The organism is Pseudoalteromonas sp. MM1 (genome assembly GCF_030296835.1).
Lineage (GTDB): Bacteria > Pseudomonadota > Gammaproteobacteria > Enterobacterales > Alteromonadaceae > Pseudoalteromonas.
Window position 1 is genome coordinate 1,683,379 of sequence record NZ_AP027922.1, and the last position, 24,671, is coordinate 1,708,049.

General features: G+C 39.2%; 23 protein-coding genes and 1 tRNA gene. 16 read left to right on the forward strand and 8 right to left on the reverse strand.

Annotated elements, in window-relative coordinates; translation table 11 throughout:
• The 5 genes from QUE46_RS07640 (at window position 1) to QUE46_RS07660 (ending at window position 4,980) form a co-directional block, all read left to right on the forward strand.
• Window positions 1–642 (forward strand): MBL fold metallo-hydrolase, encoded by a 642-nt coding sequence (locus QUE46_RS07640; protein ID WP_286247381.1) that lies wholly within the window; start codon window positions 1–3, stop codon window positions 640–642.
• An 89-nt stretch (window positions 643–731) separates the two neighbouring features.
• Complete coding sequence (locus tag QUE46_RS07645) at window positions 732–1,190, forward strand: Lrp/AsnC family transcriptional regulator (RefSeq protein WP_002960703.1); 459 nt, start codon at window positions 732–734, stop codon at window positions 1,188–1,190.
• A gap of 131 nt (window positions 1,191–1,321) precedes the next feature.
• Window positions 1,322–2,878, forward strand: a complete 1,557-nt coding sequence (locus QUE46_RS07650; protein ID WP_286247391.1) for a SulP family inorganic anion transporter — start codon at window positions 1,322–1,324, stop codon at window positions 2,876–2,878.
• A 207-nt stretch (window positions 2,879–3,085) separates the two neighbouring features.
• Window positions 3,086–4,159: a sensor histidine kinase gene (locus QUE46_RS07655; RefSeq protein ID WP_286247392.1), complete on the forward strand. Its 1,074-nt coding sequence runs from the start codon at window positions 3,086–3,088 to the stop codon at window positions 4,157–4,159.
• Window positions 4,156–4,980 carry a LytTR family DNA-binding domain-containing protein gene (locus tag QUE46_RS07660; protein ID WP_286247393.1) on the forward strand — a complete coding sequence of 275 codons (825 nt, stop codon included), beginning with the start codon at window positions 4,156–4,158 and terminating at the stop codon, window positions 4,978–4,980. The genes QUE46_RS07655 and QUE46_RS07660 overlap by 4 nt, the downstream gene beginning before the upstream one ends.
• Window positions 4,981–5,249: 269 nt before the next feature.
• Here the strand turns inward: QUE46_RS07660 and pyk are convergent, their stop codons facing one another.
• Window positions 5,250–6,686, reverse strand: coding sequence for a pyruvate kinase (gene pyk / locus QUE46_RS07665; protein ID WP_286247394.1), 1,437 nt, complete (start codon window positions 6,684–6,686; stop codon window positions 5,250–5,252).
• A gap of 384 nt (window positions 6,687–7,070) precedes the next feature.
• Here pyk and gndA point away from each other — a divergent pair, with 384 nt between their 5' ends.
• A complete protein-coding gene (gene gndA / locus QUE46_RS07670; protein WP_286247395.1) occupies window positions 7,071–8,444 on the forward strand; it encodes an NADP-dependent phosphogluconate dehydrogenase in 1,374 nt (457 codons plus the stop codon).
• A 63-nt stretch (window positions 8,445–8,507) separates the two neighbouring features.
• On the opposite strand, the gene ansA is transcribed toward gndA, so the two are convergent.
• Together ansA and sppA are read right to left on the reverse strand one after the other, a co-directional pair.
• On the reverse strand, window positions 8,508–9,518 hold the full coding sequence (gene ansA / locus QUE46_RS07675; protein ID WP_286247396.1) for an asparaginase: 1,011 nt from the start codon (window positions 9,516–9,518) through the stop codon (window positions 8,508–8,510).
• Between the two features lie 82 nt (window positions 9,519–9,600).
• The gene (sppA, locus tag QUE46_RS07680; protein ID WP_286247398.1) at window positions 9,601–11,466 is read right to left on the reverse strand and encodes a signal peptide peptidase SppA; all 1,866 of its coding nucleotides are present in this window, start codon (window positions 11,464–11,466) and stop codon (window positions 9,601–9,603) included.
• 220 nt (window positions 11,467–11,686) lie between these two features.
• Between sppA and QUE46_RS07685 the strand changes: the two genes are divergently transcribed.
• The 7 genes from QUE46_RS07685 (at window position 11,687) to QUE46_RS07715 (ending at window position 17,145) form a co-directional block, all read left to right on the forward strand.
• Entirely contained in the window at window positions 11,687–13,648 is a 1,962-nt protein-coding gene (locus tag QUE46_RS07685; RefSeq protein ID WP_286247400.1) for an FAD-dependent oxidoreductase, read from the forward strand.
• Between the two features lie 93 nt (window positions 13,649–13,741).
• A complete protein-coding gene (locus QUE46_RS07690) occupies window positions 13,742–14,425 on the forward strand; it encodes a DoxX family protein (protein ID WP_286247402.1) in 684 nt (227 codons plus the stop codon).
• Between the two features lie 241 nt (window positions 14,426–14,666).
• Window positions 14,667–15,215 (forward strand): NAD(P)H nitroreductase, encoded by a 549-nt coding sequence (locus QUE46_RS07695; RefSeq protein ID WP_286247404.1) that lies wholly within the window; start codon window positions 14,667–14,669, stop codon window positions 15,213–15,215.
• A gap of 203 nt (window positions 15,216–15,418) precedes the next feature.
• Window positions 15,419–15,796, forward strand: coding sequence for a hypothetical protein (locus QUE46_RS07700; protein WP_024034084.1), 378 nt, complete (start codon window positions 15,419–15,421; stop codon window positions 15,794–15,796).
• 128 nt (window positions 15,797–15,924) lie between these two features.
• Window positions 15,925–16,015 (forward strand) — tRNA-Ser (locus QUE46_RS07705).
• Window positions 16,016–16,068: 53 nt separating this feature from the next.
• On the forward strand, window positions 16,069–16,455 hold the full coding sequence (locus QUE46_RS07710; RefSeq protein ID WP_029772511.1) for a hypothetical protein: 387 nt from the start codon (window positions 16,069–16,071) through the stop codon (window positions 16,453–16,455).
• 69 nt (window positions 16,456–16,524) lie between these two features.
• Window positions 16,525–17,145 (forward strand): FKBP-type peptidyl-prolyl cis-trans isomerase, encoded by a 621-nt coding sequence (locus QUE46_RS07715; protein ID WP_004587856.1) that lies wholly within the window; start codon window positions 16,525–16,527, stop codon window positions 17,143–17,145.
• Between the two features lie 269 nt (window positions 17,146–17,414).
• Here the strand turns inward: QUE46_RS07715 and QUE46_RS07720 are convergent, their stop codons facing one another.
• Together QUE46_RS07720 and QUE46_RS07725 are read right to left on the reverse strand one after the other, a co-directional pair.
• On the reverse strand, window positions 17,415–19,799 hold the full coding sequence (locus tag QUE46_RS07720; protein WP_286247411.1) for a TonB-dependent receptor domain-containing protein: 2,385 nt from the start codon (window positions 19,797–19,799) through the stop codon (window positions 17,415–17,417).
• Between the two features lie 124 nt (window positions 19,800–19,923).
• A complete protein-coding gene (locus tag QUE46_RS07725; protein WP_286247412.1) occupies window positions 19,924–20,313 on the reverse strand; it encodes a YkgJ family cysteine cluster protein in 390 nt (129 codons plus the stop codon).
• Between the two features lie 221 nt (window positions 20,314–20,534).
• Between QUE46_RS07725 and QUE46_RS07730 the strand changes: the two genes are divergently transcribed.
• Window positions 20,535–20,960, forward strand: a complete 426-nt coding sequence (locus QUE46_RS07730; RefSeq protein WP_286247414.1) for a tetratricopeptide repeat protein — start codon at window positions 20,535–20,537, stop codon at window positions 20,958–20,960.
• 97 nt (window positions 20,961–21,057) lie between these two features.
• On the opposite strand, the gene QUE46_RS07735 is transcribed toward QUE46_RS07730, so the two are convergent.
• Window positions 21,058–22,068, reverse strand: coding sequence for an alpha/beta fold hydrolase (locus tag QUE46_RS07735; RefSeq protein ID WP_286247415.1), 1,011 nt, complete (start codon window positions 22,066–22,068; stop codon window positions 21,058–21,060).
• A 186-nt stretch (window positions 22,069–22,254) separates the two neighbouring features.
• Here QUE46_RS07735 and QUE46_RS07740 point away from each other — a divergent pair, with 186 nt between their 5' ends.
• Window positions 22,255–22,593, forward strand: coding sequence for a hypothetical protein (locus QUE46_RS07740; protein ID WP_286247416.1), 339 nt, complete (start codon window positions 22,255–22,257; stop codon window positions 22,591–22,593).
• A 25-nt stretch (window positions 22,594–22,618) separates the two neighbouring features.
• Entirely contained in the window at window positions 22,619–23,221 is a 603-nt protein-coding gene (locus QUE46_RS07745; RefSeq protein ID WP_286247417.1) for a DUF1287 domain-containing protein, read from the forward strand.
• A gap of 6 nt (window positions 23,222–23,227) precedes the next feature.
• On the opposite strand, the gene yfaE is transcribed toward QUE46_RS07745, so the two are convergent.
• On the reverse strand, window positions 23,228–23,500 hold the full coding sequence (gene yfaE, locus QUE46_RS07750) for a class I ribonucleotide reductase maintenance protein YfaE (RefSeq protein ID WP_286247419.1): 273 nt from the start codon (window positions 23,498–23,500) through the stop codon (window positions 23,228–23,230).
• Window positions 23,500–24,630, reverse strand: a complete 1,131-nt coding sequence (gene nrdB, locus QUE46_RS07755; protein WP_004587863.1) for a class Ia ribonucleoside-diphosphate reductase subunit beta — start codon at window positions 24,628–24,630, stop codon at window positions 23,500–23,502. The genes yfaE and nrdB overlap by 1 nt, the downstream gene beginning before the upstream one ends.
• Between the last annotated feature and the right edge of the window lie 41 nt (window positions 24,631–24,671).

Genomic DNA, 24,671 nt, shown 5'->3' on the forward strand with positions numbered 1-24,671 from the left:
ATGCACGTTATTACGATACCCGTGACTGGTTTTTCTCAAAATTGCAGAATAATTAGCTGTCCAGAAACAAAGCAAGCTGTGGTGATAGACCCAGGCGGTGACCCAAAAAAAATTATTGCCACGCTTAGTGAGCACCAATTAGTATTGAGCGCTATTTGGCTTACGCATGGTCATTTAGACCACGTAGGTGCGGCCGATGAACTACGCTCACATTACAATGTGCAAATTATTGGCCCGCAAAAAGATGAGTCATTTTGGTTTGACAACTTGCCTATGCAAGCACAAATGTTTGGCTTTTCAACTATTGATGCATTTTATCCTGATATTTGGCTTAACCATAATGATGTACTAACGCTTGGAAAACTTAGCTTTAGTGTTAAGCATTGCCCTGGGCACACTCCTGGCCATATTGTATTTTATGAGCCTGATCAGCAATGCGTTATTGTTGGTGATGTTATTTTTAAAGGTTCGGTAGGGCGTACAGATTTCCCTAAAGGCAACACAGAGCAGCTCATTGAGTCGATTAAAAATCATATTTTAACGCTTGATGACAACACAAAAATTTTAGCTGGCCATGGTGAAGATACCACTGTAGGCCACGAAAAACGCACTAATCCATTTATAAGTGGCCAATTTGGTTAATTAAAATCCATGGAAATGCAAAATTATGCAGACGGAATTTTAAATTGGCTGTATAATTTAACCAGTTTATTAGATAAATAAGAAATAAAATGTCTCTAAATCACGTAGATCGCCAAATTTTGGCACTTTTACAACAGGACGCAAGTCTTTCAACTGCCGAAATTGCAGACAAAGTAGGCTTATCTCAATCACCTTGTTGGCGACGCATTGCAAAGCTTGAACAAGATGGCTACATCAAAAGTAAAGTCGCGCTTTTAGATGAGAAAAAGCTTGGCTTTGACATGCTTGTATACGCACATGTGCGCTTATCTAACCATGGTAAGAAAAACTTAGCTGAGTTTGAAAAGCTAATTATGAGCTATGACGAAGTGACAGAATGTTACACGATGGCCGGCACTATGGATTTTATGCTGCGCATAATCTCACAAGGTATAGAAGGCTATGAACACTTTGTACGTGATAATTTACTCAGCTTAGAATACGTTCAAGAGGTACACTCTAACGTAACGATGACATGTGTAAAACGCAGTACGTCTCTTCCTCTATAAAAAATAAACAACTCACAGTTAAGCTATACTAACAAAGCTAATAACGCTGTGTGCGAATTGTTAAATGAGCGCTAATTTGGTAACATTTAGCGCTTTTTTCGATCCTAACCTGATAACCCCTGAGGAACTCAATGTTTAACTTACTCAGCAAAGCGCCTAGCTCTGCTAAAAACGATATTTTATCTGGCTTAACTGTAGCACTTGCTTTAGTTCCAGAAGCTGTTGCGTTTGCTTTTGTAGCAAATGTCGAACCTTTAGTTGGTCTCTATGCCGCGTTTATCGTTGGTTTAATTACGGCTATTTTTGGTGGTCGCCCTGGTATGATTTCGGGCGCAACCGGTGCACTCGCTGTTGTAATGGTAAGTTTGGTTTTAGATCACGGTGTTGAGTATTTATTTGCCACAGTGTTGCTGATGGGGATACTGCAAATACTCGCGGGGGTATTTAAGCTTGGTAAGTTTATTCGCATGGTTCCGCATCCTGTTATGCTCGGCTTTGTAAATGGATTAGCGATAGTTATATTTTTAGCACAACTTGGCCAGTTTAAAGTGCCAGATGGCGCAGGCGGTCAGCAATGGATGACGGGCGAAGCCCTATACATCATGTTGGGTTTGGTGGCGTTAACTATGGCTATCATTCACTTTTTACCAAAGCTAACTACTGCAGTGCCTTCTTCTTTAGTTGCTATTGTAACGGTAACGGCGTTAGTAATAGGCCTTGATTTAGACTCACGCACAGTACTTGATTTCTTGAAAGGGATGACAGGGAATGAAGCGGCTACCATTGCTGGCGGCTTGCCAGAATTTCATATTCCTATGGTTCCATTTACGCTAGAAACGTTTTATATCATTTTTCCATATGCATTAATTTTAGCGGCTATTGGTTTAATTGAGTCGTTATTAACGCTTAGCTTAATTGATGAAATTACCGAAACCCGTGGTCATTCAAATAAAGAGTGTATTGGCCAAGGTGCTGCTAATGTAACCTGTGGCTTTTTTGGCGCTATGGGGGGCTGTGCCATGATTGGACAATCAATGATTAATATTAACTCGGGCGGGCGCTCGCGCTTGTCGGGGATAAGTGCAGCATTAATGCTGCTTGCTTTTATAATATTTGCTTCAAGTTTAATTGAAATGATCCCACTGGCAGCGCTTGTCGGTGTTATGTTTATGGTTGTGCTTGGTACCTTTGAATGGGCAAGCTTTAAAATGATGAAGCGTGTGCCACTGTCTGATGCTTTTGTTATTGTATTAGTATCGGGTGTGACTGTAATAACAGATTTAGCGATTGCAGTGTGTGTTGGTGTTATTGTTTCTGCCTTAGTTTTTGCTTGGCAACATGCAAAACATATTTACACAACTAACTACATTGACGAGCAAGGTGCTAAAGTATACGAACTGCATGGCCCGTTATTTTTCGGCTCAGTTAAAAACTTTTCAGAGTTATTCGATGTTAAAAACGACCCTAAAGATGTAATTATTGAATTTGAACACAGCCGTGTTGCAGATCACAGTGCAATAGAAGCCATCGACAGCTTAGCTGATAAGTACACTAAAGCAGGTAAGCAGCTTCACTTACGTCATTTAAGTAAAGACTGTAAGCAACTTTTACACAAAGCGCGTGATTTAGTTGAAGTGAACGTAATTGAAGACCCAACTTATAAAGTGGCATCAGACAAGCTGGCTTAACTTAAATCCTGCTATTAAATATTTAAAAGCGAAAGGTAAATACCTTTCGCTTTTTTATGGGCGTTACTTTGCGGTAAGGGTCTTAAAAATTAAGACAGTTGGCACTGCTAACACTTTGTAATAATCGATATAATAACAAAACCAGTGGTTAAATTACCTAACGGAATTTTAACTTATTGGCTAACTTATACGGAGTTGTATTTTATTTTGAATTGGCAATCTTTGGTTGATAACAGGCAACGCTTTTTTTGGCTATTGCAAATTGCTGGCTGGATTGGTTATGCGCTTGTAAATTATATCGGCTCTAAAGTATTTGAAATGCGTGATATTTACGTATTCGTTATATTATTAAATGCCTATGCTGGTTGTTTAATGACAGTTCCACTTCGTTATATTTACAGAAAAACTTGGAATGCATCACCATGGGTATTAATGGTGGTTGTATTTGGTGCCTCGTACATTACAGGTACGTTGTGGGCAATTGTACAAAAATTTAATTTATGGGAAATATACCGCCATGGTTACCGCCCAGAAGATTGGTTTTACTATTTACAGCATGGTTTAGACTCTGTTTACATAATTTTATGTTGGAGTGGCTTATACTTTGGCATAAAGTATTATCAGCTATTACAGAGTGAGCGACAAAAAGCGCTTAAAGCAACTACAATGGCCCATGAAGCACAATTAAAAATGCTCAGATACCAACTTAACCCGCATTTTTTATTTAATACCCTCAATGCTATTTCTACATTAGTTTTGGTAAAAGAAAACAAAGATGCTAACTTAATGGTAGCAAGGTTAAGCGACTTTTTGCGTTATACACTAAATACTGATCCCATTAAAAAAGTGCCTTTAGAGCAAGAGCTACACGCATTAATGCTGTATTTAGAAATTGAGCGAGTTAGATTTGATGAGCGTTTAAAAGTAAATGTAGATGTTAGCGAGCAAGCAAAAGAGGCACTTGTGCCGAGCTTAATTTTGCAGCCGATAATTGAGAACGCAATTAAATACGCCATTGCGCATATGTCACAAGGCGGTGTGATAGACATAAAAGCACAGGTTTTTGCCAACGAGCTACTACTAGAAGTAGGTGATAATGGACCCGGTACCGAACTAATAGACGGACAACTTGTAAATGCACAAGGGGTAGGGGTGGCAAATACCAAAGACAGATTAAAAACGCTCTATGAAAATAATTATTCGTTTGTATTATCACATAATACGCCAAGTGGATTGAAAGTTAATCTGCGAGTACCGTTTGAGAAGGCTGTGAAGAAATGACTAAAATTAAAACCATCATTGTTGATGATGAACCATTAGCAAGAAAGGGCTTAGCAGTAAGACTTGAAGAATATACTGATATAGAAGTCATTAAACTGTGTAGTTCAGGCTCTGATGCAATAGAAGCATGCAAAGAGCACGCAATAGACTTAGTTTTTTTAGATATACAAATGCCAGGAATGAATGGCTTTGAAGTTGCTCGTGCCTTAAGCGAAAGCACTAAAGCGTTACCCGCGATTGTGTTTGTTACTGCGTTTGATCAATTTGCAGTAAAGGCATTTGAAATACATGCTTTGGATTACATTTTAAAACCCGTTGACGATAACAGACTAAAACAGGCGGTAGAAAAAGTGCATAGTTACTTAAAAACACAGCAAGACAACGCCCATAAGAAAAAACTAGCGAGTTTTGTTGCCGGTATTACAGGTAATAACTGTGAAGAAATTCTTAAAAAATTAGCCACAGGCGATACCCTAACTGATAAACGTTACCCAGAATCACTGGCGGTAAAAGAGCAGGGTGAAATTATTCGTGTCCCGGTTGCAACAATTCAATGGGTTGATGCCGCTGGAGATTATATGTGTTTACATTGCCAAGATGGGCAAACACATATTTTGCGTAAAACAATGAAAGAGCTTGAGCAAGAGCTCGACCCACATTTGTTTGTGCGAGTTCATCGCAGTGCAATTGTAAATACCAAACAAATAAGCAAGCTGGTTACACAAGTAAGTGGTGAGTATTTATTAGTGCTTGAAAATGGACAAGAGCTTAAAGTAAGCCGAAGCTACCGCGATAAAGTAAAAGCAGCGCTAGCTAGCTAGTTTGATGTTTTACACCAATCAACAATAATACTTAATCATTTTTTTTGGGCTAAACGTGTCGCTATCTGCGTTAAAAATTTCTCATTTACGACTGCATGGATGCAGAAGGTAGAGCAATACAGGAGCAATTGCCGAGAACAACTAAATAGCAAATTTTTTGCCGTGCTATCAACACGTTTATCCATCCTCAAAATAGATCACTTAATTATGCGGATTGGTATTTATAAAAAATGCGAGCTTTAGCTCGCATTTTTTATATAAGGCAGAAATTACGCTACAGTTACAATTTTCATTGTGTTAGTTGCGCCCACAGTTTCCATTGAGTCACCGTGAGTAATAATGACTGTATCGCCAGACTGTAATGAACCTTGTGCAACAAGGGTATCAAGTGCAGCTTTTACCATGCCGTCTTTTTCAGTTTTTGTTGAATCAAAAAATACAGGATAAACACCGCGATAAAGCGCTGTTTGGCCTAGCGTGCTTGCATGGCGTGAAAGCGAGTAAATAGGTAAACCAGAGCTGATACGCGACATAAGTTTAGCAGTGCTACCTGACTCAGTTAAGGTAACAATTGCTTTAACCGAATCTAAGTGGTTAGCAGCGTACATAGCTGAAAGCGCGATAGATTCTGCATTGTTAGAAAAACGGCTGTCTAAACGGTGCTTAGATACGTGGGTTTCTTTTTGCGATTCTGCACCTAAACAAACACGTGCCATTGTCGCTACCGTTTCTTCAGGGTAATCACCAGCAGCGGTTTCTGCTGAAAGCATAACGGCATCAGTACCATCAAGTACTGCGTTTGCTACATCCATAACTTCTGCGCGTGTTGGCATTGGGTTATCGATCATCGATTCCATCATTTGTGTTGCGGTTACAACAGTACGGTTTAATGAACGAGCTCGACGAATAATGAGTTTTTGTTTACCCATTAGTGCAGCATCACCAATTTCAACACCTAAATCGCCACGAGCAACCATTACAGCGTCTGATGCTAAAACGATATCATCTACTGCTTCTTGTGTTTCTACGGCTTCTGCACGTTCAATCTTTGCAAGTAGTTGTGCTTTAGAGCCTGCAGCTTCTGCTAAAGAGCGTACATAACGCATATCATCGCCACTGCGTGGGAATGATACTGCAATGTAATCAACATCTATTTCAGCTGCAGTGATTAAATCTTCTTTGTCTTTTTCTGTAAACGCAGGGGCCGTTAAACCACCGCCTAAACGGTTAATGCCTTTATTATTTGATAATACACCACCTACCGTAACCGAGCAGTGTACTAAGTGACCTTCTACTTGCTCTACGGTTAGTTGAATAAGGCCATCGTTTAATAGTAATAAATCCCCTGGGCTTACATCTTGTGGTAATTCTTTGTAATCAATACCTACCGCATTTACGTCGCCTTCACCTTTTTCCATTTTCGCATCAAGGGTAAATTTTGCGCCTACTGCAAGGTTTACTTTACCTTCTTTAAAGGTAGAAACACGAATTTTAGGGCCCTGAAGGTCTGCAAGTATAGCAACGTGTTTACCTAATTTTTTAGCTATATTGCGTACAGCTTGTGCACGGTCTTTATGATCTTGTGCAACACCATGTGAGAAGTTTAAACGTACTACATTAGCGCCAGCACGAATAATTTTTTCTAAATTGTTATCTCGATCTGTTGCAGGCCCAAGTGTAGCGACTATTTTTGTGCGTCTTAGCATCAAATTCTCCTGTGTGCTTAGATGTGTAAGCAGGTTGACGGTTATTTTGTGACTTCAAAATACTTATAACTTATGTATAAACATTTTTAGTTATAGGCAAACTAGTTAGTATTGCCACTATTTTATACAAAACGAATATGTCATCATTATGACACCGGTGTCAAAATCCGTCAATGATCTTAAATTCAAAATACGCAGAGTATTTGTAACCGCGAAGCCCTTATATTTGATACAATTGCAGTGCTTTTTAATAGCGTAATAAAAAAGCATGCTGTATTAGCTCAACGTTCGCATTTTATGACGGTATGAGTATAATGCACGCGGTATTATTTAATGAATTACTTAGTTTACTAACCAAATAGTTGTTACCGAGGAGGACACTAAATGCAAGTTGCATTAGTCGGGTTAGGCGTTATGGGCAAAAATATTGCCTTAAACATGATTGAAAAAGGCATAACGTTAGTCGCATATGATAAAAACCCACATGCGGGTGAAGAGTTATTAAGTTGTGCTAAATCGCAAGGCATGGCCGATAGACTTCATATTGTTTCTGATTTAGGAGACATGGTAAGGCGTTTAGAAACACCTCGCTCTATTTTATTACTAGTGCCGGCAGGCGAACTGGTAGATGCGGTATGTAATGAGCTTATTGAAGCCGGCGTACAGTGTAATGATATGATTGTAGATTGTGGTAACAGCAACTACAAAGATGGCATTAATCGTAAACTTAAGTATCAAAACAAATTTGAATTTGCCACTATGGGTATTTCTGGCGGTGCAGAAGGCGCACGTCATGGCCCTGCAATGATGGCAAGTGGCTCAGAAGGCGGTTGGGAGCGAATCGAACCGTGGTTTGAAAAAGTAGCCGCTAGCTACAATGGCGAGTCGTGCTTTGCACGCGTTGGTCAATCGGCCAGTGGCCATTTTGTAAAAATGGTTCACAACGGTATTGAATACGCAATTATGCAACTTATTGCAGAGGTGTATCAATTACTGCGTATTGGCACAGGCCGCTCACCAAAAGAAGTGGCTGAAATTTTTGATGACTGGTCTACTGGCCACCTAAATAGTTATTTGCTTGCTATTTCTAGCCATATTTTGTCTCTTGAAAACACCAAGCAAGAGCCGCTTGTTGATTTAATTGATAATAAAGTGGGCGCAAAAGGCACAGGCCTTTGGACTGCGCAAAATGCACTTGAGCTAGGTATTGCTGTTCCTTCTTTGGTAGCTGCAGTACAAGCTCGCCATTTAACCAATGTATGCGACACAACTGCTGCACAAGAAATGACGTATGCTGCTAAAGCTACAAACGAGGTTGATATTGACCTTGAAGAGCTAAAAGATGCATTTACATTAGCGAGTTTATTAGCGTATCGCCAAGGTTTAGCGTTAATTAAAGGGGCGTCTCGTACCCATCAGTGGAAAGTAGACTTAGCTAAAACACTGCAAACATGGCGTGCTGGTTGTATTATTCGTGCTGACTACCTAGATAGCGTAGCGCAAGGCGTTGAATACATTGATACACTTGAAAATGAATCTAATGCGCTTCGTAAAATAACAGGGCAAGCCGTAATGACTGGCTTAGCGTTTCCTGTACTTGCATCAACACAAACATATTTAGCAACATTAACCACGCCAAGTAATGGACATTTAGTACAAGCTCAGCGCGATTACTTTGGTGAGCATGGCATTAAAACTCACTCAGGTGAAGTGTGCCACTTAACAGATTTAGTCGCTATAGACGCAAAAGTAAGATAATTACTGTATTAAAATAATAAAGGCACGCTATTTAGCGTGCCTTTTGCGTTTTGGTTACTAACATTAGCGGCTTAATTCACCGCGTAAATTGTCTTGCATTAAATGGCGAATCGTTTCAATTTCTAAGTTTTGGCTAAACAAATAATGCAGCTTTGTTAAACACGCCTCTAGTGTCATATCGTAGCCACTTATTACACCAATATTTAATAACGCGTTACCCGTAGCGTAGCCGCCCATATTTACATGGCCTTTTAAACATTGCGTTAAATTAACAATAACCATGCCGCGTTTACTTGCCTCACTTAGCACGTCTAAAAAGTCAGGGTCTTGAGGTGCATTACCTACGCCAAAGCTCAGTAATACCAATGCCTTTATATTGTCATTCACCAAACTTTTAACCACATCTTTACTAATGCCTGGGTATAAATAAAGTACACCAATGGGTTGGGGTGTAATGGGGGTGACTTGTAGTTCGTTTTCTACATAAGGACTTAGTTGACCTTTAATTAGCTGAATATTAATACCAGATAACGCTAAAGGCTCTAGGTTAGGAGATGCAAAGGCATTAAAACCATCGGCATGAGCTTTAGTGGCTCGGTTACCTCTAAATAATTGGTTATTAAAAAATAAGCTCACTTCAGCAATTGGGTAATTAGCCGCTAAAAACATGGCGTTTAATAAGTTTACTTGCCCATCTGAGCGTAGCTGCGATAGCGGAATTTGTGAGCCAGTAACTATAACGGGTTTAGTCAGGTTTTCGAACATGAATGACAAAGCGGAGGCCGTGTAAGCCATTGTATCGGTGCCATGAAGTACAACAAAGCCATCGTAATCGTGGTATTTGCTTTTAATATCATCAGCTATAAGTTGCCAATGCGCTGGCGACATATCAGATGAATCAATGAGAGGGCAGTATTCGTGAATATCAAAAAGGGGCATTTCTTCACGGTTAAATTCTGCGTTATTGACCACTGTTTCTGTTAAAAAACCTTCAGCCGGAATATAGCCACGGCTCGATTTTTTCATCCCTATGGTACCGCCTGTGTATGCGATATAAATGCGTTTACGTTTCATAAAAAAAGCCCAGTAAAAAAACTGGGCTTAGTATAACGTTAAGTTGTTTTAAATACAGCTGCTTGAGTAAATACGCGCACGCTTATTGTGCAACGCTACACACTAAACAACGTGCGTACACACCTTGCGGATCGTTATAATCTTTTAAGTCTGCTACTTCACTACTTAAACGCTTTATCACCGTATTAATATTAGCTTGAGTGGCTAAAACAGAGGCTGTATTTGTATTTAAACCAAGCATAGATTTAACGGATGCACTACCAAAAATATCTTGTAGCATTTTTTCTTGCGGGCTTAGGTCTTGCTTAATTGTTTTCACTTCGTAGTGATTAAGCTTTGCAAGTGCTGCAGCGGCATCAATTGCATCTTGTTTATCGCCAAGCTTATCAATTAGGCCAAGCTCTTGCGCTTGTGAAGCAATCCACACACGCCCTTGTGCAATTTTATCAACTTGCTCTGGTGTCATATTACGCGCATCTGCAACCACATTTAAAAAGCGCCCATAAGCTTCTTCAACACTCATTTGAATAACGTGTGCCATTTTTTCATTAAGAGGGCGAGTAATAGAAAATCCTGCCATTTCTGTTGTTGCAACACCATCTGAGTAAACACCAATTTCAGATAATGTATCTTCGAACGTCATAAATGTACCAAATACACCAATAGAGCCGGTGATGGTACTTGGTGCTGCCCAAATCTCATTCGCTGCTGATGCAATCCAATAACCGCCAGATGCGGCAACTGAGCTCATTGATGCGATTACAGGTTTGCCAGCGGCTTTTAGTGCTAATACTTCAGCGCGAATAACCTCTGAGGCAAACATGCTTCCGCCACCCGAATCAATACGTAAAACAACCGCTTTTACTTTATCATCAAGGCGAGCTTTGCGAAGTAAAGCTGCGGTAGAATCGCCGCCAATCTCACCAGCTTTGCGATCACCATCAACAATCGTCCCTTTAGCAACAACTACGGCAACTTTTTCTGTTATGGGGTTATCAAATTCGATAGGGGGCTTAACTACGCTTAAGTACTCACGAAATGACACTTGCTTAAATGTTTTGCCGTCTTCTTGTGCGCCAACTAAATCAATTAGTTGTTGGCGAATTTGCTGAGTTGTTTTAAGCGAGTCGACCCATTGATGGTCAAGTGCATATTTACCTGCATCGCCATTTGCTGCTTTCATTTTAGCAAGGTAAACATCCATGGTTTCGTCAAAGTTAGATTCATCAAAAGGGCGTACCGCAGCAACATCTTGCTTATATTCACTCCACAACGCACCAAGCCAAACACGGTTAGCTTCTTTAGCAGCATCAGACATATCGTTACGAATAAACGGCTCTACTGCCGACTTAAACGTACCGACACGGAAAATATGCTGCGTTACTTTAAGCTTTTCTAGTGCTTCTTTAAAGTAAAGTGGGTACATTCCATAGCCTTCAATGGCTACCGAACCATAAGGGTGCATTGCAATTTCATCGGCATGCGAAGCAATATAATATTGCGATTGGGTGTAATAGTAGCCCGAAGCAATCACTTTTTTACCTGCTTGCTTAAAGGCATCTAACGATTTAGTTATACGCTTTAACTTATTTAAGTGAGCTTTAGGCATTTCTTGCAAATCTAGTAAGATAACGCTGATGCGCTCATCATTCGTGGCTTCATCAATTACTCTGACTACATCGTCAAGTAAAATTTCGCTCGGTGCTTCTGAATTAGATGTTGCATCGTTAATGGCTGCTTCAACAGGGTCTATGTATGTTTTTTCTTCAACAATTGGCCCATTAAGATTAAGCCTAAGTACAGAGCCATCTTCTATCATTATTGTATCGTCATCGCTCGAAAGCGACATAAAAAATACAACAACCAGTAATAAAAACAAAATGTTGAGTATTAAACGACGAGAAAAGTTTATTCCAGTCCAAATACCTCTAAATACCTTTGCTATCAAAATAGCTCCTTAATATTGGTACAGCTAATACATTAGTTCCATCTTAGCCTAGAATAAAAATAATTTTAACTGTTAAATCGTAACGAAGTGTTTATGAGGTTATATAAATATACGTTTTTAATAGTATTTTTAATTAAATGCAGGCACATATTGCTTATTACTTGCCATTAAAGCAGAATTAGCTAATGTATACAGGTTAGACCAGTTAACGGGGCACAGGATGTTAGAACAACAACTACAATTAAAACACACACAATTACGAAACCGCTTGGTAATGGGCTCAATGCATACAGGGCTTGAAGAGGGCTGGCATAACCGCAAAAGATTAAGTGCTTTTTATGAAGCACGGGCTAAAGGCGGCACTGCGATGATCATTACCGGGGGCTATAGCCCTAATTTGCGCGGTAAGCTAACGCCAATTTCTTCATCATTTAATAGTTACTATGATGTATTTAAACACCGTGCATACACTGGTGCTGTTCATAAACATGGTGGGAAAATATGTTTACAGCTTTTACATGCCGGTCGATATGCTTATCATCCGTTTAACCAAGCTCCTAGCGCTATTCAAGCGCCAATTAACCCATACAAACCTAAACAAATGTCGTTAAGTTCGATAAAAAAAACGATTAAAGACTTCGCCCATTCTGCTTACATGGCACAGAAGGCCGGTTACGATGGCGTAGAGGTTATGGGCTCTGAAGGTTACTTAATTAATGAATTTATGGCGCCGCACACCAATAAACGCAATGACGAATTTGGTGGTAGCCTAGAAAATAGAATGCGATTAGCGCTTGAAATAGTTAAAGCTGTTAGAGCGAAAGTATCTGATACGTTTTTAATTATTTTTAGATTATCTGTTATGGATCTTATCCCTAATGGCTCAACCCCTGATGAGGTGACTATTCAGGCCAAAGCACTTGAGCAAGCTGGTGTTGATATTTTTAATACCGGCATTGGTTGGCATGAGGCTCGTGTGCCAACAATTGCTAGCATGGTACCGCCTGGAGCATTTAAAGAAGCGTCAAAACGATTAAAGTCAGTGGTGAATGTACCTGTTATAGCTGTAAATCGTATCAATACGCCGGATATAGCCAACCAAATTCTTAATGATGATGAAGCCGATTTAATTTCAATGGCGCGCCCGTTATTGGCCGACCCAGAGTTTTTTAATAAATATCAAAATCAACAAACTAAACAAATAAATATTTGTATTGGCTGTAATCAAGGCTGTTTAGACCACGTATTTAAAAATAAACGTGCAACCTGTTTAGTCAACCCACAAGCTGCCTTTGAACTTGATTACCCGTTAGATAAAGCTTCCAAAGCGAAGAGTGTATTAGTAGTAGGTGCTGGTCCCGCGGGGCTTTCGGCAAGTTGCTATTTGGCTCAAAAAGGGCACACAGTAACGCTTATCGATCAGAAAACACAGATGGGTGGACAGTTTAATTTAGCTATGCAAATACCTGGTAAAGAAGATTTTAATCATACGCTTAGCTACTTTACTAATGAACTTGAAAGACTTAACGTAAATGTAGAGCTTGGCAAAGCCTACGATGATTCAATGTTACAAAAATACGATGACATCGTATTTGCTACAGGTGTTCGTCCTCGTGAAGCATCAATTAAGTGCAGTGATGGCAAACGCGTATTTGCCTATGATGAAGTGATACGAGGTGAGGTTGAGCTTGGTAAATCAATAGCCATTTTAGGGGCCGGTGGTATTGGTTTTGATATGGTCGCTTTTTTAAGCGAGCACAAATCGCAAACTATTCCTGAGTTTAAAAAGCAATGGGGTATTGAATGCGAGGCACAACCACATAAAGACGAGCGGCAGTTATACATGCTAAAACGCAGTGCAGGTCGCTTTGGCAGTGGGCTTGGGAAAACCACAGGCTGGATACATCGTCAAGTTGCTAAGCAACATGGTGTTAAGCAAATTGCAGATTGCCAATACCATAGCTTTGATAATAATGGCCTAACAATCACTGTTGAAGGTGAAAAACAAGTACTGCCGGTTGATACAGTTATTGCGTGTATAGGGCAGGTTTCTAATAATGAACTGTTAAAAGCGCATGCTGAAAACGCGAATGTACATGTTATTGGTGGTGCTAAACTTGCTGCTGCGATTGATGCTAAACGCGCTATTTTTGAAGCATTACAAATAGCGAGAAGTATTTAAACGATGTAAATAAAATGAAATAGTTTTTTTAATCATGCGGTCTTTACTGTCTATAGTCTATAACTAAATAAACGCTTAACACACAGGATTCGCATGAAGAAACTAACTCACTTTTATCATTCAGTTATTGGTAAACTATCGTTTCTAGATGGTTTACCCGCGTTACTCTTTCGTCTTATTTTAGCCCCAGTTATGATCATTGCTGGTTATAACAAGCTTGCGATAAGTGGCGATACCCAAGGTTTTTTTAATTATTTCTTAGCGTCGCCTGATGTTGTGCAATGGTTTGGAAATAGTGAATGGGGCTTAGGGTTACCATTTCCCGATTTACTGGCTTTTTTGGCTGGGTGGAGTGAGTTTTTAGGCGGTTGGTTTTTATTATTTGGCCTGTTTACTCGTTTAATCAGTATTCCGCTGATGTTTACAATGGTTGTGGCAGCAACAACCGTACACTGGCACAACGGTTGGTTTGCCATTGCACCGACAAACCCTGACACAAGTGCAGCCCAAGTGCTTGATTGGTTATCTATTCCTGGTGCAAAAGAAAGCCTAGAAAACTCACTTGAAGTGCAAGAGCGAATAGGAAAAATCCGCGGCTTAGTTGAAGAACATGGTTTTCCTGATTACTTATACGAAAAAGGCAAACCATCAATTTTAAATAATGGCATTGAGTTTTCGGCTATTTACTTTGCGATGCTCCTGAGCTTATTTTTTGTCGGTGGCGGCCGCTTTGTAAGCGTTGATTATTGGCTAAAGCGTGCAGTAGTAAAACAGTAGTAAGCAAATGGGTTTAAAAAGGGTGTGTAAATATTTTTTATACGCCCTTTTTGTTATAGCTTAGGTAAAGCGCATAGCACCTTCATCTGATTTTTACTGTGGTCTATGAATATGATTCAACGCAGTTAGGGTGTTTAATACGAGAGAATAATTATGGTTTTAATAAAATTGATAATAAAAGCATAGTTTATTTTTTAAAGGCATAAATGGTACTCTAACGTTTTAATTATGAGAGTACGCTATGGATGCTATTGAGCTTTTACTAACCCGCCAATCAGACGCTAAATTAACCGCCCCAGGACCAAATTCAGAGCAACTCGATATTATCAAACAAGCCGCATTGCGTGTGCCTGATCATGGGTGTATTGCACCATGGCAATTTATAGTTGTAGAAGGTGAAACCCGCGAAAAGCTCGGCGATATATATTATCAAAGCGCAGTGGCCGAACAACAAGAAGAAAAGGTAATTAAACGCGCAAAAGCGCTCCCGCTGCGTGCGCCGATGATTATTATTGCTATTGCTAAGTATCAAGCTCATCCAAAAGTACCGCGTATTGAGCAAGTCCAAAGTGCCGGTTGCAGTGTACTTGCCATGCAACAAGCCGCATTTGCACAAGGTTTGGGGGGAGTATGGCGTACAGGGTATTTTGCACAAAGTGTAGCTGTAAAAAATGCCCTTAATTTAAATGAGCAAGATGAAATAGTTGGGTATTTATATTTAGGTACCCCAGAGGTTGAGTGTAAAAAGACCGCTAAGCATAAACCTGATGACTACTTTAGCTATTTATAATAAATAATGAACTTTAGCGATTTCTCACAGTCATACAGGATTAAGGTTGCTGCTGTTAAGCTTGTACTTTTTGATTTAGCTGTGAGAAGCGCACGGAAGCAATAAAGGTTAACTTTTTCTTCTTCAGTTTGTTTTTTAATCGGTTGTTTTTTGTTAATGTATGGAAAGTCTTAATAAAAATAACGATAAAGAAGACGAAAACGATGGGAAATTTATTTTTACAAGAAAAAGAGAATTGGCTGGCATGGTCAATTTGGGGAATAGTGGGTGCTTTTATTACTCTTTATGTGGCAATGAGCACCAATACGGCACACTTTATAGCTGGATCAGCTATGGGAATGCTTGTTTTATTAACTTGGTGGATGCAGCAGTCTAAGCGGTTTGACTTTGGTCGAGCCTTTAAAATTTGTTTTTATGTATTATTACTCAGTGTATTGCCTGCATTTTTATTTGTGGTTGTCCCAAGTGATGACTTAAACCGTTTTGACTTAATCTTTCAAAGTGTTACATTTTTAGCGCTTAGTTTATTACTGTGCTTAATTTGTTCGTGGATTGCACGCAGGCCAAAGCAATATTATTGATAAGGTAATGTACAACGTAGGTTTTTAGCTATTTGTGGTGTTTTTTTGAACCAAATAGTGTTTTTAGCTAATTATTTACATTTAGGTCTTTACAAGTTGCTCAATACCTCCTATTATTCGCGCCGTACGGAGAGATGGCAGAGTGGTCGAATGCACCGGTCTTGAAAACCGGCATAGGTTTGTAGCCTATCTAGGGTTCAAATCCCTATCTCTCCACCATTATTTAAAAAAACCGCCTTATGGGCGGTTTTTTGCTTTTTGGAGTTTAATAAATGTCAAAAGAAGCAAACCTTACAACATCGCAACGCTTAGTAAAGCATGTATTACTGTGGATTGTATTTGGCTACTGTTATCAAAGCGCGATTAATTTATTAATAAAAATGGCAGCAGATGCACAACCAGACGCAACGCTTATCACCGCCTTTGTATATGGTATTGGCTTTAATGTATTAACTGCGCATCTTATTACTAAATACGATACGCATTGGCCTGTCATTGGCGCAGCTTTTATTGCTTTAGTGGGTTTAGTATTAGTGCCATTGGTGCTGTTTGGCTCTGGCGGTTTATTGGCGTGGCCGTTGCTTGTTGGATTTTTATTCAGTTTACCCCTTTGTAGTTACATAGTTGGCAAAATTAAGGTGAAACACAGTAAAAACTAGCCCCAAACCGGTTTTATTTTATGTTAGCATGTACGCGTCTTTTAACTAACAAAACGTGAAAAACACATTATGTCAGATAATTTTACTACAGATGCTGAAAAAGCAAGTTACGGTATTGGCTTACAAATGGGTGAGCAACTTAAGTCTAACCCTTTTGAAGGCTTAAACCTAAATTCAGTATTTGAAGGCATGAAAGATGCGTACGCTGGTAGCGCTTTTCAAGTTGAGATCCCTGAGATCCAAGCTGCATTTGAAAAAATTAACGAAGAGATTCAAGCGCGTCGTGAAGAAGAAGCAAAAGTACTTTCTGCTGAAGGTATCGCATTCTTAGAAGAAAACGCTAAGCGTCCTGAAATCACTGTTACAGAGTCTGGTCTTCAATACGAAGTACTAGCAACGGGTGAAGGCGAAAAGCCAACAGCTGAGTCTACAGTACGTGTTGATTACCACGGTACACTAATTAACGGTACAGTATTTGATAGCTCTTATGAGCGCGGTCAACCAGCTGAATTCCCAGTTGGTGGCGTGATCAAAGGTTGGACTGAAGCTTTACAAATGATGCCAGTAGGTACTAAATGGCGTATTTACGTTCCTCATGAGCTTGCTTATGGTGAACGTGGTGCAGGTGCTGCAATTGCACCTTTCTCAACGCTTGTATTCGACGTTGAGCTACACGAAATACTTTCTTAGTTTAGTTATTAAGTCAGTACTTAAAAAGCCGTGGTTTTGACCGCGGCTTTTTTGTGTCCTGTGCTTTAATACCAAGCTATATAACGTTAGGAATTTAGGCCAATCCGCATAATTAAGTGAGTTATGTTGGGGATAGATAAACGTGTTGCTACCTGCGCTACAAACGCCTATTACAACAAGTAAATAACCTAGTTAATTAAATGAGTAGGCATAAAAAACCGCATATAAAATGCGGCTTTAAAATTAACTAAATAAATGCCAAAGCGTTATTAAAAATAACCTCTAATACCAAAGCGGAAGTTTCTACCAGGTAGTGGGGCTTTATCCTTTATAAACGAGCTGTGAACAAAGCCAAGTTCGTCTGTAATGTTATCTACATTCAAATAAAGTTGCGTGTCAATTGCGCCTAAACTTAACTGATAATTAGCTTGTGCATCAACAATTGTGTAGCCATCTGTTTTGGTTTCGAAGGCGCTTATATCGTCTTGCTCAAAGTAATGCGTGCCAGTAAGAGTAAGCTGTAAGTCACCTAAATTATATTGTAATTCAGAGCCTAACTTATTAGCAGGGATGCGTGGTAAATTGCCCTCATCATCTTTAAGTTTAGCGCGAGTTGAATCACCAAATACTTTAACCATAGCATTAGAGTCAATTTGATAGTGTACATCAAACTCAATACCATATAGCTCAGCATCTTTGCTGGCAAATTGATAAACAGCAACTGCATCATCATGTGCGCCAATCGCTGACTCTAGACCATCTTCTTCGTCGTAAACTAGGCCGGTGTTTTCTTGATAGTAAAAGTTTTTAATATCGTTATAGAAAAAGTTTACTGTGTAGCCAAAATCACCGCTAAAACGTCTAAAGCTTAAATCAAGATTAGTAGATTTTTCTTGTTTAATGTCTTCAGGTTCAAAATGAACCTCGTTATCTTCAATATGATAGCCAAGGCCTAGCTCGTAAGTCCCTGTAGCAATGTGTAACCCGTTTGATAAAAGCTCAGCTGAAAGGGGCGCACGCTCTGAATGAGATAAGCTAAGTGCTATGCTTTGTCCTGGTGTGTATTGCCAAATAGCACCGGCAGAGGCGCTTACATTAGTAAAGCTTTCACTGTAAGCAATACTTTCTTCTTCGCCTTCGTCATGATCTTCCTCTTCTTCATCATGGCTGTGGTCGTGCTCTGCTTCTGTAATTGTGCTCGTAATCTCATAATCTTCAATACGTGCACCAAGCTCTAGCGTAACATCTCCAAACTCACGTTCTTCAAGTAGATATAGTGCATGAGTAGTGGTAACACTTGCAGGAGTAAAGGCTTCTTCACCAATGGCGTCGTAATCAGACTCGCTATAATGATAGCCTATCATACCATGCCATTGAGCTAACTTATGCTCTACATTTAAGCGTGCTTCGGTTGTTTCGTTTTTAAAGGTAGTGCCAATTTCACCGTCTTCAATTTCACTGTGTTTGTAATCAGTGTAGCCAACACGAAGGTTAATATTTTCAATCCAGTTATTATCTAGCGCATAACTTATCAGGCCTTGCCAACGGTCTTGCTCAAGATGCGCATAAACAGACTCTTCTTCCTCTTCATCTGCGTGCTCGTCGTGTTCTTCTTCGGTTTCACCTTCATGGTCATGATCATGATGCTCATGCCCAGGAATACCGTAATCGGTTTCAATGCTACCGTAAGAAAAGCCAACCGTTAAATGATCGCCCACATAACTCGTACCCACATTAAATGTGTCGCTATCAATAAAAGTGTTTTCTACAGTGTTGGCTGTTTCAACGTCACCATCTTCATCTGTAATGCTAAATGTCGGTGTGTCATAGTCATCACCACTGCGCTTAGTTCCATCAAAATGAAAGTTAAGCCCATCATTGCCTGTTTCTAGTTTTGCCGCCACAGTATTTGAATTAGATACCGTGTCGTGGCTGTATTCAGCAGCGCCGGTTAAATCATTTAAATTACTTGTTGGTATACGGTTATCAACTACGTTTACTACACCACCAATTGCACCTGATCCATAAAGTAGGGTGCTTGGTCCGCGCAATACTTCAATTTGTTCAGCCGCTAAGCTGTCGCTTGAAGTCGCATGGTCTGGACCAATACGCGATGCATCGCTGGCATCTAAACCGTTTTGTGTAATTTTTACGCGTGGGCCATCTAAGCCACGGATAATAGGGCTTGATGATACTGGGCCAAAGTAACTGGCATTTACACCCGGTAAGCCTTTTAGTGTTTCGCCAAGGGTAGGTTTTGACTTGTTTTTAAGCTCATCACCAGATAATACGCTGACAGGAGAAATCATCTCAAGGCTATTTTTATGCAATGCAGAGGCATATACAACCACGGTTTCTACCGAGGTAGGGGTAAGCGAAACCGTCACATTGTTTGAGTTTTCATTGACCGCAATACGCGAGTCTATAAAGTTGTCTTTACTTACGTGCAACTGACTTTGAGAGTCTACATCAATAGAAAATTCGCCCTGTGCGTTGGTTTTTACACCTTGGTCTTTACCATGAACGTGTACAGCTGCGTTTTCAATAGGTTGGTTTTTATCATCTGTTATTTTACCGGTAACGGTAGCAGCAAGTGCTGAATGAGAACATAAAACAGAAAAAACTGCAGAGGAAATTAATGTTAACTTTGTCATTATCTTAAAGGTTCGCGGTTACTATGTTGTGATATAATATAACACCACATTATTGACTTATCAATAATGTTATACTATAGCTTAATGTTTTTCGATGAATAAACATGCAAATAAGATAAGTTGTTTAAGAGCGGCTATCTAGCATAATTATATTAAGCTTATGTTGTGCTCTAATTTGGTTTTTTACATCGGTAGGTTCTATCATTTCGCATTCATCACGTATCATTTCTGAAACCAAACTTGGATAATGGCGGCAATCTTCTGGTCTATCTAGGTAAATGCTACAGGTATACAGTGTTTTATGGGAGGGCTCTTTTTTGGGCACTACCTCTAAAAAGGGACAAGTGGTGAGTCTCAATTGCGTTTTTGGATCAAACCAAATTTCATCACCTTTAACGTATTTATAAATGTCTGGGTTAAACAGTGCCCACATTTCAATTTCTTGTGCAGTTGCGCTTAAATCGCCCCCACCGTATTTAATACAGCATTTACCACATTGGTTGCACTCTTTCATTTTTAGCCAGTATATTAGTTTTTCAGTGTATCACTGTAACTAACGTGGATTACTTTTTATATATAATTTTAAAAGCATGCTCTTAATTACAACCCGTTATCAATTAATAATGTATTATTACGTCTAAATAATTAGCTTCTCTAATAAGATTAGAGCGGCTCTAGATAGTATCTTTGCTAAATTTAATTGTTAGTTTAGTGACCCGTTAAGGATAGTTCCTGATGATGAACACCAAAGTATATAAAGCAGTGCATGATTTAGCAGAGCAACTGATGGAGGCGGCAAACAGAAACGACCGTAAAAGGTTCGAATTGTTATTTTCTAGGCTTAAAGCGATTTGTGTAGAAAATGAGAATACCTCGAAAGATCATCCTGTGCAGTGGGAAACCCTTGCTGATTTTACAGAAGAACTTGAAGAAGCAATTACCACCTATGAAAAAGCGCTTAAGAAATCAATTGCTATAAATAATAAAGATCACATGTCGTCGATTGCTTATTCAATGGCTACATTACAAATAGAGCTTGGTCAAAAGGACGAAGCCATTAAAAATTTAAAAGATGCTAAAGTAAGCGCGAATAAAATTTCAGATAAAGATCTTAAAGCCGAAATACACGATTTACTCGAGTCGCTTGTTGAAGTAGGTTAACTCCATTTTTTTAGGGGTATTAATCTTAAAATTATTCAATTAAAAAACGCTGACGGTTTATACCCTCAGCGCTTTTGTATGTGTATTACAAAATTAATTACTTTTGTGTGTTTTTAAGGGCCAATTTATCCATAAAGTTGACGATATACTTTGCGACTTCAACGGGTTGTTCTTCAACAGTAAAATGACCAGAATCAAGCAAGTGTAGCTCGGCGTTTGGCACATCTTTTAAATAGGCTTTTGCACCTTGCGCTATAAATGCGGGATCGTTTTTACCCCATACAATTAATGTAGGCGGTTGGTACTTTCTTAAGTAAGCTTGCCATTTTGGGTAGTCTAGCAAGTTATTATAATAGTCTTGAAATAGTTGTACTTGAATTAATCGATCGCTTTTTGTTTGTAAAAAACTTAGGTCGTGAGTCCAACTGTCAGGGTTCATTATTTGTGTCTTATTTTGTACATCACGTAAATACTGCTTATTAATGATTGCTTGCTCTGATGTAAATGAGTAAAGCTTAGCCTGTTGCTCTTTTGACCTATCTTGATTTGCAGCTTTAAAAAAGGCTTGCCTTGCAGGTGTTAATCCTTCTAGATATGCGTTCCCATTTTGTACAATAAGTGCATTAAGCTTATCTGTATTTTTTAACAGCATTCTAAACCCAACCGGTGCACCAAAATCTTGTATATAAAGACTATAGCTATTAACGTTAAGTTTTTTTAGTAATCCATCTACATAACTAGCGAGTAAATCAAAAGTGTATATTTGTGTATTTGGATCAGGTTTTTCACTATAACCAGAACCTAAATAATCAGGTGCTATTATATGAAAGCGGCCAGATAAAAGAGGGATTAGCTCGCGATAGCTATGTGACGACGATGGATAACCGTGTAATAAAACAATCGTTTGTTTATGTTGTGTACCTGCTTCTCGGTAGAATATTTTTTTACCGTCTACGTTTACATATTTATAAGTAGTTTTTGAAGGCCATACTGCATCTGCTGCATATATTTTGGCAGTAAGTGTCGACATAGAAATTAGTAAAAACACAATAAAAGAAACGATGTGAGCAGGTAGTATTTTAAAGTTTTTATGTATAGTTGTATGCATAAGTGTACTCGTAATTTTTGTAATAACGCTTTATTAATTTACTAGACCTGTTATTTACACCATTGTGTTCAGCTTAATAGTGCATAAGTTGTTATTGCTAAATAGTGCATAGAAATAATATCTGCGATTTTGAAGTGTTATAATGTTGTACAAGGATGCAAGATTACAAAAAAAGCATATTCCTTTGTGGTAGGCCAAATACCAAAGCTAGACTTTACGGGCCTGCGAGAAATGGACCTAGGTGATTTTGTCGATATGGACGCGGCGAGTGTAATGTATAAAAATACTTATTATATACTTCCCCACATCGCTACTAATTTAAGGATTCATTTTCATAAGTTTGTTCATGTAGCGCTGTGGGCTGAACTAGGCTCAAGTGCATTTATGCAGCGTTATATGCGTGAAATTCAGCAGGTTGGTTATCATAATGCACCACTTGAGCTTATGGTTTATGAGCTTGATGCGCATTTTGCCCATGCGGGCGAGGGAATTAACATCCCAAATCATGTTGCAAATAAACTGTAGCTAAACAATTTTAAAAGGAATTTATATGATTCGTTATTATCTATATTTATTCGCGCTTATGTCTTTTTCTGGTGCTGCTAATACATTTGATGAAGACATAACCGCAGCTTTAATCGAAAGAACAACGCATAATATTACTTATAATGGCGCTTATTATTCAATTGGCTACCCAGGTGGTGATGTGCCGAGCAATATTGGGGTATGTACAGATGTAATTATTAGGGCGTACCGCACACTTGGCGTAGATTTACAAAAACGTGTACACGAAGACATGCAAGCGCACTTTACTCACTATCCGTCAAAGCGTATATGGGGGTTATCAAAACCTGATAAAAATATAGACCACCGACGTGTGCCAAATTTACAAGTGTTTTTTAAAAAGCACGGCGCTGTTTTAGCAAAATCTACAAACCCGAATGATTACAAAGTCGGAGATATAGTCACGTGGATGTTACCGGGTAGTTTACCGCATATAGGTATGGTTGTCAGTGCAAGCACAGAAGAAGGCGATAACCCGTTAATAGTGCATAATATTGGCCGAGGGCCTGAAAAAAGCGACATGTTGTTTGCTTATCCGATCACTGGGCATTACCGTTATGCAAGCGAGCATTTTACTGCTGCCAATTAGCACTCTCTATTTTAGATTTATACTAATGTGGCCATTAGGTTTACAGCAGCACAGCAGTATTTCTCCCTCGCGTACAAAGGCTAAAGGTTCTTCGTTATATTGTACTTGGCCAGAGACTAAGGTGGCTCTACACGCGCCGCAATAGCCTTCGCGGCACTGATAAGCTACGTCTATTTTTTGGTTTTCTAAGCAATGTAAAACTGAAGGGCAGCCAGTGCTAAATTCAATACACTGGCTGTTATCTGCAAGCGTTATACTTGCAGTGGGTTTGTCATTCATTATAAATCAAAGTCACCAAATTCTGAGGCATCTACTTGAGAGTCGATTTGACCTACAAGGTATGAGCTAATTTCAGCTTCTTGCGGCGCAACTTGCACGTTATCAGACACAAGCCAAGAGTTGATCCATGGAATAGGGTTGCTGTTGTTTTCAAACTGCGCTGGTAAGCCAATTGCTGTCATACGTGCATTAGTGATGTATTCAACATACTGACACAAAATGTGTTTATTTAAGCCAATCATTGAGCCATCTTTGAACAGGTATTCGGCCCATTCTTTTTCTTGCTCTGCGGCCTCAACAAACATTTTAATCGCTTCTTCACGGCACTGCGCGGCAACAATCGCCATTTCTGGGTCGTCTTTACCATCTTGCATAATGTTTAAAATATGCTGCGTACCCGATAGGTGAAGTGCTTCATCACGTGCGATTAGCTTGATGATTTTAGCGTTACCTTCCATTAATTCACGTTCTGCAAAGGCAAATGAGCAGGCAAAACTAACATAAAAACGAATGGCTTCAAGAATATTTACCGACATCATTGCAAGGTAAAGTTTCTTTTTAAGATCGAATAAACTAATCACGACGGTTTGACCGTTAATTTCGTGCTTGCCCTCGCCATACAGGTTATAAAGCGACACGCCATTAATTAAATCGTCGTAATAGGTGGTTACCGCATCAGCACGTTCGCTGATTTTTTCGTTACTTACAATGTCATCAAAAATAAGCTCGGGTGACTGTGTTACGTTACGAATAATGTGGGTATAAGAGCGACTATGGATAGTTTCGCTAAATGCCCACGTTTCTATCCATGTTTCTAGCTCAGGAATAGACACAATGGGGAGTAGAGCAACGTTTGGCGAGCGACCTTGTACACTATCAAGCAGCGTTTGATATTTTAAGTTACTTAAAAATATGTGCTTTTCGTGCTCTGGTAATGCTTGAAAGTCTAAACGGTCTTTACTTACGTCTACTTCTTCTGGACGCCAAAAAAACGAAAGTTGCTTTTCAATCAATTTTTCAAAAATAGGGTATTTTTGTTGATCGTAACGCGAAACGTTAACGGTTTGGCCAAAAAACATTGGCTCTTGCATTTGATCATTATGGTTACGACTAAAAGTAGTATAAGACATGTCTATCACTCAAAAAACTATCACTAAAACTATCAGGACAA